At 63.0% G+C, this 9,347-nt stretch carries 8 protein-coding genes; all 8 read left to right on the top strand.

What is annotated here, in order from left to right; translation table 11 throughout:
* The first annotated feature begins 23 nt into the window (after positions 1-23).
* Positions 24-779 (top strand): ABC transporter permease, encoded by a 756-nt coding sequence (locus VEI45_RS11485; protein ID WP_324853209.1) that lies wholly within the window; start codon positions 24-26, stop codon positions 777-779.
* Entirely contained in the window at positions 776-1,744 is a 969-nt protein-coding gene (locus VEI45_RS11480) for an ABC transporter permease (protein ID WP_324853205.1), read from the top strand. Before VEI45_RS11485 ends, VEI45_RS11480 begins: the two co-directional genes overlap by 4 nt.
* Positions 1,745-1,748: 4 nt before the next feature.
* Entirely contained in the window at positions 1,749-3,101 is a 1,353-nt protein-coding gene (locus tag VEI45_RS11475) for an MCE family protein (RefSeq protein WP_414687457.1), read from the top strand.
* Positions 3,102-3,127: 26 nt separating this feature from the next.
* A complete protein-coding gene (locus VEI45_RS11470) occupies positions 3,128-4,156 on the top strand; it encodes an MlaD family protein (RefSeq protein WP_324853201.1) in 1,029 nt (342 codons plus the stop codon).
* A 53-nt stretch (positions 4,157-4,209) separates the two neighbouring features.
* Positions 4,210-5,535 (top strand): MCE family protein, encoded by a 1,326-nt coding sequence (locus tag VEI45_RS11465; protein ID WP_324853207.1) that lies wholly within the window; start codon positions 4,210-4,212, stop codon positions 5,533-5,535.
* Positions 5,535-6,947 (top strand): virulence factor Mce family protein, encoded by a 1,413-nt coding sequence (locus VEI45_RS11460; RefSeq protein ID WP_324853199.1) that lies wholly within the window; start codon positions 5,535-5,537, stop codon positions 6,945-6,947. The genes VEI45_RS11465 and VEI45_RS11460 overlap by 1 nt, the downstream gene beginning before the upstream one ends.
* The gene (locus VEI45_RS11455; protein ID WP_324853197.1) at positions 6,944-8,065 is read left to right on the top strand and encodes an MCE family protein; all 1,122 of its coding nucleotides are present in this window, start codon (positions 6,944-6,946) and stop codon (positions 8,063-8,065) included. The genes VEI45_RS11460 and VEI45_RS11455 overlap by 4 nt, the downstream gene beginning before the upstream one ends.
* A gap of 1 nt (position 8,066) precedes the next feature.
* Positions 8,067-9,347: MlaD family protein (locus tag VEI45_RS11450; RefSeq protein ID WP_324853195.1), on the top strand; the 1,281-nt coding region annotated here is incomplete at its 3' end.

The raw sequence follows: 9,347 nt of genomic DNA, 5'->3' as shown, positions 1-9,347 counted from the left end.
CTCCAGGGCCGACGGTATCCGGGATTGATTGGTCGAAACCCGTCGCCGGCGTCGGCGACTTTGTCGTTTTGGCGGGCGAGACATTCGCCGCCGCCTTCCGGCGGCCGTTCGCGCTGCGCGAACTGATCGATCAGATCTGGTTCGTCGCGAGGGTGTCGATCGTGCCCACGCTGGTGCTGTCGATCCCCTACACCGTCCTCATCGTCTTCACGCTGAACATCGTCCTGATCGAGGTCGGCGCCGGTGACTTGTCGGGTGCCGGTGCTGCGTTGGCTTCGGTCACCCAGGTAGGACCGGTGGTGACCGCGATCGTGGTGTCTGGCGCGGGCTCCACCGCGATGTGCGCGGACCTCGGCGCCCGGACGATTCGCGAGGAGATCGACGCGATGAAGGTCATCGGCGTCAACCCCATCCAGGCACTGGTGGTACCGCGGGTGATTGCCGCGACATTCGTTGCGCTGCTGCTGTATTCGGCGGTAGCGGTGGTAGGCCTCACCGGCAGCTACTTCTTCGTCGTGTACGTGCAACACGTCACGCCAGGGGCGTTCATCTTTGGGATGACATTGCTGACCGGCCTTCCGCAGGTAATAGTGTCCCTGGTCAAAGCATTGCTCTTTGGGCTTTCGGCGGGTCTGATCGCATGCTACAAGGGCTTATCCGTTGGCGGCGGCCCGATTGCGGTGGGCAACGCCGTCAACGAGACGGTGGTGTTTGCGTTCATGGCTCTGTTCTTGATCAACATCTTGGCCACCGCATTCGGCGTGAAGGTATCGCCATGAGCACCGCCGAAGCGAAGAGTCGCGGCAAGCCGCGGCGGAAAAGGGCGCGCAATGCCAAATCCGAGGGGGGAAGCGCCGCCATGGGCAAGTTCGCCTCCAGGGCGGGCGGCAGTGCGGAAGCCGACGAAGATGAGAGGTACATACCCGGTGCCGAGCTCCTGGGTCGGCTGGTCGACTCGGTCCGCAGTGTGGGGGAGCAAACGGCGTTTATCGGCACCGCGCTCGTCTCTACCGTAGACGCGGTTCGGCGCTACCCGGGTGAGGTACTGCGATTGATCGCCGTCCTGGGCATGGGCACCGGCGCACTCGCCGTCATCGGCGGCACCGTGGTCATTATCGGATTTTTGACCTTGACCACCGGCGCACTGATCGCCGTCCAGGGCTACAACACGCTGTCCAACGTCGGAATCGAAGCTCTCACAGGTTTTTTGGGAGCGTTTCTCAATGTCCGGTTCATCGCACCGGCGACGGCGGGTGTGGCGCTGGCCGCCACCATCGGTGCCGGCGCGACCGCGCAACTCGGGGCTATGCGCATCAACGAAGAGATCGATGCGTTGGAGTCGATGGCCATCCGGCCGATCACCTACCTGGCATCCACCCGCATCGTGGCTGGGGTTCTGGCGGTCATCCCGATCTACACTGTCGCCGTGCTGATGTCGTTTCTGGCCACCCGATTCGGCACGACGATCGTCTACGGGCAGTCCCGCGGTGTGTACGACCACTACTTCTCGTCGTTTCTGCATCCCACCGACCTGCTCTGGTCGTTCGTCGAGGCGCTATCGATGGCGGCTGCGGTGATGGCAATTCACGCTTACTACGGCTACAACGCCACCGGCGGACCGGCGGGCGTGGGTGAGGCGGTCGGTCGCGCGGTGCGCGCCTCGATCACCGCCGGAGTTTTCATCCTGCTAACCATCACGCTGTCGGTATATGGGCAGTCCGGCAACTTCCACTTGTCGGGGTGACGGGATGAGCCAAGAGTCCCGGCGGCGCCGGGGAATTGATCCAATCTGGTGGGCACCGGTACTCGTTCTGGTGATCGTCGCGATCAGCACGCTGACCGCGATGGCGTTCGAGGGAACGCTGAAGACGACCGTTCCACTCACGGTGATTTCCGATCGGGCCGGTCTGGTCATGGAGGACGACGCGAAAGTCAAGCTGCGCGGCGTCCAGATCGGTGAAGTAGACCACGTTGAATCCTATGTCGATTCGGCCGGCACGAACCTTTCGAAGCTGAAGCTGAAAATTTATCCGAACGAATTCCGGTATCTGCCAAGCAATACCGAGGCGGAGATCAAGTCCAGCACTGCGTTCGGCGCAAAGTATGTCGACCTCATCGTCCCTGAAGAGGGCGCCACTCATCGACAACTGGCCAAAGGTGCTGTGTTACGTAGCCGCAACGTGACGGTTGAGGTCAACACTGTCTTCGAAAACTTGCAGTCGATAGTCCGTGCAATCGATCCGGCAAAGCTGAACGGCGTGCTCTCGGCGTTGTCCGACGCTTTTCGCGGCAAGGGCGCTCGGATAGGTCAGGCGATCACCGAAGGGAACAGAGCGCTCGTTGCCGTAAACCCGAAACAGCAGACCATCCGGAAGGACTGGCAGTTGTTAGGTAAGACCGCCGAAGCCTATTCAGTTGCGGCGCAGGACATCCTGTCGACACTGGACGCATTCTCGACAACCAGCGTGACGATCAGTAAACAACAGAAGGCGCTCAACGAGGTGCTGCTGGATGCAATCGGCTTCTCGAATGCGGGGATCAACACGATCGGCCGCAATGAGCAGAACCTGGTCAGCGCGATCAACCTGGTGGCGCCAACCTTCGAGCTGGTGAATAAATACTCACCGACCTACAAGTGCACCTTCGAGGGCGCGGTGTGGTACCTGGAGAACGGCGGTCGAGCTGCCATGGGGGGCAACGGCAAATCCCTGATGATCGATGGTGGACTGCTCTTCGGCGACGACCCCTATCGCTATCCCGACAACCTGCCGGTCGTGCAGGCCAAGGGTGGCCCGGGCGGCAGGCCCAGTTGTGGCTCGCTGCCTGACGCCAGCGCGAACTTCCCGGTCAAGTACCTGGTCACCGACACCGGATTCGGTACCGGATTGGACATCCGGCCTAACCCCGGGATCGGCTTCCCCGGCTACAACAACTACTTCCCGGTCACCAAGGGAACACCCCAGCCGCCGCTGATCCGTTACCCTGGCGGTCCGGCGCCGGGCCTGGCACCGGCCTACCCCGGACAACCGCCGTCCGGTGCACCTGATTACGCCGGCGCCGCGACGCCACCGCTCCCGCCCGCACCGCCGCCGGCGCCCTGACCCGCGACGAAAAGTAAGGAACCGCAATGAGACCCAACGCCGGCGCCATCGCGCGCGTGGTGGCGTTCACCGTTGTCTCGCTTGCTTTCGTGTTCATTCTGGTTACGGTTTTCGGCCAGTTCCGGTTCGACACCCGCACCTCCTACCGCGCGGAGTTTTCCAATGTTTCCGGCCTCAAGGGCGGAAACTTCGTCCGCATCGCCGGTGTCGAAGTGGGCAAAGTCAGTCACCTCAAACTGAACAAGGATGGCACCGTCCACGTCGACTTCGCCATTGACAAGGGGCTGAGGCTCACCGAGGGCACCAAAGCATCGGTACGCTACGAAAACCTCATCGGCGACCGCTATCTCGCCCTCGAGGATGGGCCCGGTCCGCCGCGCAGATTGCCTCCGGGAGCGACGATTCCGTTGGCCCGGACCTCTCCGGCTCTCGACGTCGACGCTCTCATCGGTGGTTTTCGACCGCTCTTCCGGGCGTTAGATCCCGACCAAGTGAATGCGCTGTCCGGCCAACTGCTCAGGGTGTTCCAGGGCGAGGGGGCCACCATCTCGTCGGTGCTCGGCGAAACATCTGCGCTGACCACCACGCTGGCCAACCGCGACAAGCTCATCGGCGAAGTGATCACCAACCTGAACACCGTGCTGCACACCTTCGGCGCTCGCGACAAAGAATTCTCGCAAGGCTTGGACAAACTCTCCCAGCTTGTCGGGGCACTCTCCGAGCGCAAGACCGATATCACCAAAGACGTCGCCTACATCAACGCCGCGACGGGATCGGTTGCCGACTTGTTGACGGCGGCGCGTCAGCCAATCAAAGACACCGTCGTCCAAACCGACCGGGTGTCAGGGCAAATCGAGTCCGATCACAACTACGTCGACGACCTCGTCAGAACCCTTCCTGACGTTTACCAGGTGCTCTCGCGCAACGGCCTGTACGGCGACTACTTCGGCTTCTACATCTGTGACGTGATCATCAAGCTCAACGGCAGAAACGGACAGCCCACGTTCGTCAAGCTGGTGAGCCAGGTTACCGGGCGGTGCTTACCGAAAAAATGACCGCGATCAAAGGCCGTTTTAGCGCCCTGAAAGAAAAGTTCAAGCCGCGCAACATCAAGCCGCTTGCCGAGCGCAACCGGGTCACGGTCGGCTTGGTCGGCATCGGCATCGTGGTCGCCTTGGTGGTTGCGGTCTTCTCCTACGAGAAGCTCCCCTTCCTCACCGGCAAGTCTGGCTATTCCGCGTATTTCACCGAGGCTGGTGGAATCAAGCCGGACAGCGACGTGCGAGTGTCCGGGCTGTCGGTCGGTCGGGTGTCCAGCGTCAAATTGGACGGGACGAAGGTGCTGGTCAACTTCACCGTCGACGACGACGTCGCACTCGGCAACCGCACCGAAGCGTCGATCAAGACCGAAACCGTGCTCGGCACAAAGATGCTCGAGATCACTCCGCGCGGGGACGGCAAGCTCCAAGGCCCCATCCCGATCGAGCGCACTCGCGCGCCTTATGACCTGCCGGATGCGCTGGGCGACTTGACCAGCACTATCAGCGCTTTGGACACCACAAAGCTGTCGTCGGCGCTCACCACACTGGCGGACACCTTCAAGAACACGCCGCCTGATTTGAAAGCCGCACTGGAGGGGGTGGCGCAGTTCTCCAGCACGCTGGACAACCGCGATGCGAAGCTGCGCAGCCTACTGGGCAATGCGAACAAGGTGACCTCGGTGTTGGCCAAGCGCAGCGATCAGATCGCTAACCTCGTCATCAATGCCAATGCGTTGCTGGCCGAGCTTCTGACGCAACGTAATTCCGTCGACGCGCTGATGACCAACATCGGCGCCGCGACCCGGCAGATATCTGCCGTCGTCGGCGATAACCGAACGCAGCTCAAGCCCGCGCTGGACAAGCTCAACGGTGTGTTGTCGATCTTGGACGACCGCAAGAAGGAGCTGCAGCGCACGTTGTATCTCATTCCGAAGTATGCGGTGACGTTCGGTGAGGTACTGGGGTCCGGGCCGTTCTTCAAGGCTTCACTGGTCAACCTGGTACCGGGACAATTCGTGCAGCCGTTCACCGATGCGGCCTTCTCAGATCTAGGGCTCGACCCCAACGTGCTGCTGCCGTCGCAACTCACCGACCCGGGCAATGGCCAGCCAGGTCTGCCACTGCTGCCGTTGCCGTACCCGCGCACCGGGCAAGGCGGCGAGCCGCGACGGTCGATCCCGGATGCGATCACCGGCAACCCCGATCAGCAACAGTGCGGTCCGCCCGGAGTTCCGCTCCCTGGCCCCAATTGCTATCCGTACCGGCCGCCGCCACCGGCGCCGCCGCCGGGCGGCCCGCCGCCCGGACCGCCGGCGGATCTCAAGCCGCCGCCCACGCAGACGCCGGTGTACCTGCCGGCACCCAACGAAGTACCCGCGAACGGGGGTCGCTGATGGCGTTCGCGAACGTGCGCACTCGGCTGGACAAAGCCGTCGCTTGGCTTCTGAACCATCGGCGCGCCACGCAGATTGGCACGGCGATCAGCCTGGTCCTGCTCCTGCTCGTCGGGATCAGCATGATGGTCACGCCGTGGTGGAAACAGGTGACCCGCAACACCTACGTCGCCTACTTCCCGAACACCAACGGCATCTACACCGGCGACGAAGTCCGCATCCTCGGCGTCGCGGTGGGAACCATCGAGAAGATCGACCCGCAGCCCAACGCGGCCAAGGTCACTTTCACCGTCGACTCGCAGTATGCGGTGCCCGCCGATGTGCGTGCGGCGATCCTGTCGCCGTCGCTGGTGACCTCGCGGGCGATCCAGCTCGTCCCGGTCTATTCCAGTGGCCCGAAACTGGCTGACGGCGCGACCATTCCGGAGGAGCGGACCGCGGTCCCCGTCGAGTGGGACGACCTGCGCAAGCAGTTGGAGAAGCTGACCGAGTCCCTGCAACCCACCACGCCGGGCGGGACAAGCGCGTTGGGCCAATTCGTCAACACCACCGCCGCGAACCTGCGTGGCGAAGGTGACACCGCGCGGGACACGGTAATCAAGCTCTCCCAAGCGGTTTCAGCGCTCGGTGACCACAGCACCGACATTTTCAGCACGGTGCGCAACCTGGAGACGTTCGTCTCTGCGCTGACGTCGAGCAGCGAGCTGCTGGCCTCGTTCAACAAGAACCTGGCCAACATCACGACCGTGATGACGAATACCCCGAACGAGTGGGGCCAGGCGATCCAGGGATTGGACGGTGCGGTCAACGATCTGCGTCCCTTCGTCGCCGAAAACCGAGAGGCCATCGGTACGACGTTCGATCACCTCAACGCCATCACCACGGCATTGAACGAAAGCCGCCGCGACATCAAGCAAACCCTGCACGTTGCGCCCGACACGTTTCAGAACTTCCTCAACATCTATCAACCTGCGCAGAGCGCGGTGACCGGCATCCTGGCCCCGGTGAACTTCGCCGACACCGTCCAGTTCCTCTGCGGTGCAATCGAATCCGCTGGCCGTGTCGGCGCCAAGCAGTCGGCGCGACTGTGCGAGCAGTATTTGTCCCCGATCATGAAGAACCGTCAGTACAACTTCCCGCCGCTCGGTTTCAACCCGTTTGTGGGGGCGTCCGCACGGCCCAACGAGATCACGTACAGCGAAGACAAGCTCAATCCGCACATCCCGCCGCCGGGAGCTCCGGGCGCCCCGCCGGCTGACGCGGCGGGCCCACCGCCGACGTCGCCCCAAGCTTTGCCGGGGGGTGCGCTACCGCCGGCGCCGGCCGCGGTCCGGTCGACCGACCCCAACGCCGGCCTGCCAGGCCTGATGGTGCCTGCGGCCGCACCCGTGCCGCCGAAAGGCACGCCATGAGACGTACAGTGATTGCGGGCCTTGTCCTTTCGTGCCTGTGCCTGATGACGGGTTGTGGCTGGAAGGGCCTCAACACCCTGCGGCTGCCGGGGACACAGGGCGTTGGCAAGGGCGCATACACCATTCAGGCGCAGCTACCTGACGTCGTCGTCATCCAGCCAAACACCCGGGTACGTGTCGCCGATGTCAACGTCGGCAACGTCACCAAGATCGAGGTGCAGGACTGGCATGCGCTGGTGACCATGCGGATCAACGGTAGTATTCATCTGCCGGCGAACAGTACCGCCAAGGTCGGCCAGACCAGCCTGTTGGGTTCCATGCACATCGAGTTGGCGCCCCCGACCGACGAGGCACCGAGAGGTGAGCTCAAGAACGGCTCGGTGATCCCGCTGTCTAGAGCCGCGACCTACCCGACCACCGAGCAGACCCTCGCGTCGGTGGCGATTCTGCTCAACGGCGGTGGGCTGGGGGATCTTCAAGAGATCACCCGGACTTTCGCCACAGCGTTGACCGGCCGCGAACAAGAGATGCGCAGCCTGTTGAGCCAACTCGACATTTTCATCACGGAGACCAAAGCCCAGACCGACGACATCATCACCGCCATCGACAGTCTGAACTCGTTGGTCGGCCAGGTGGCGGAGAAAGATCCGACGGTCGATAGGGCGCTCACCACGATCCCGCAAGCGCTGGGCGTCCTGTCGGATACCCGAAAGACGTTGGTGAACGCCATCAATTCGGTGGGCCAGTTCAGCGCCGTCGCCGCCTCGACGATTAATCAGACCAAGAAATCGCTGACCGACAACTTCCGCAACCTCGCACCGGCGCTGCGGGAGTTGGCCAACGCCGGGCCCGCGCTGACCAGGGGTCTGGACTTCCTCTCCACCCTGCCGTGGGTGAAAAGCACTGTGCCCAACTGGTTTCGGGGGGACTTTGCCAACATCTCGCTCGTGGTCGACCTGACCTTGAGCCGCCTGGACAGCGGTTTCTTCACCGGGTCGAAGTGGGAGGGAAACCTCACCGAACTCGAACTGCAGTGGGGTCGCACCATCGGCCAGATGCCCAGCCCATATACCGCGGCGAACCCGTTGATCGCGCCCTACCACTGGGGGGGTTACTAGCATGTCGCGTACCAGCTCGTTGCGCCTGTCCCGCCGGGTGTGGACACAGTTGGCGATCCTTGCGTCGGTCACCGTCCTCTCCGTCGCCGTCATGGCGTTCGGCTTCGTCAAAGTGCCGGCGCTGCTGGGGGTTGGCAGATACACGGTGAACGTCGACCTGCCCGCGTCCGGCGGGTTGTACCCGACGTCGGTGGTGAACTATCGCGGCAGTGAGGTCGGCAGCGTCAAATCGGTCGACGTCACCCAGAACGGAGTCCGCGCGGTTCTTTCGCTGAAATCCGACATCGCGATTCCCTCGAACGTGACCGCCGCAGTTCACAGCCGCTCGGCCATCGGTGAGCAGTTCCTGGAGCTGACAACGCAATCCGGCACCGCCAACGACACCGGTCCGACGTTGCGCGACGGCGACGTCATCGCAGTCGGCAAGACACAGATCCCCGTCGACATCGGATCTCTGCTCGATACCACCAACAAGGCCCTACAGGCGATTCCGCAGGACAACTTGCACACCGTCGTCGACGAGGCCTCCAAGGCCGTCGCGGGTCTGGGCCCGGAACTGTCCCGGCTTGTCGACGGTGGCACCTCGTTGGCGATCGACGCCGGCAAGACCAGCGACACGTTCTCGCGACTGATCGACGAGTTCCCGCCGGTGGCCAGCTCTCAGGTCCGGACGTCGGATTCGATCGCAACCTGGGCCCGGCGGGTGAACTCGATCACCAGTCAACTTAAGGCGCAGGACAATTCGTTCGCGGACCTGCTCAACACCGCTGGCCCCGCGCTCGATGAAGGCACCGCGCTGTTCGACCGGCTGGCGCCCACGCTGCCGGTGCTGCTGGCCAATTTGGTCAGCCTGGGCAACATCGCGCTGACCTACCGCAACGACCTCGAGGAGTTGCTGGTGCTCTTCCCGCAGGGGACCGCGGTGATGTCGTCGATCATCGTGCCGGACAGGGTCGCCAAGCAGGACTACAAAGGCATTTATCTCGACTTCAACTTGAACCTCAACCTGCCGCCGCCATGCAACACCGGATTTCTCCCAGTACAACAACAGCGGATTCCTGTCCGGCAGGACTATCCCGACCGCACTGATGGAGAGTTGTACTGCCGCATTCCGCAGAACTCCGACATGAACGTCCGAGGTGTCCGCAACACACCCTGCGAGACAAAGCCGGGCAAGCGCGCCCCGACGGTCGAGATGTGCGAAAGCGACGAACAGTATGTCCCACTCAACGACGGTCTGTTCTGGAAGGGCGATCCCAACGCGACATTGAGCGGTCAAAGT

The organism is Mycobacterium sp. (assembly GCF_035623875.1).
In the GTDB taxonomy this organism is placed as follows: Bacteria; Actinomycetota; Actinomycetes; order Mycobacteriales; family Mycobacteriaceae; genus Mycobacterium.
Note: the sequence above shows the minus strand (reverse complement) of the source record. Positions and strands in the feature narration are given on the sequence as shown.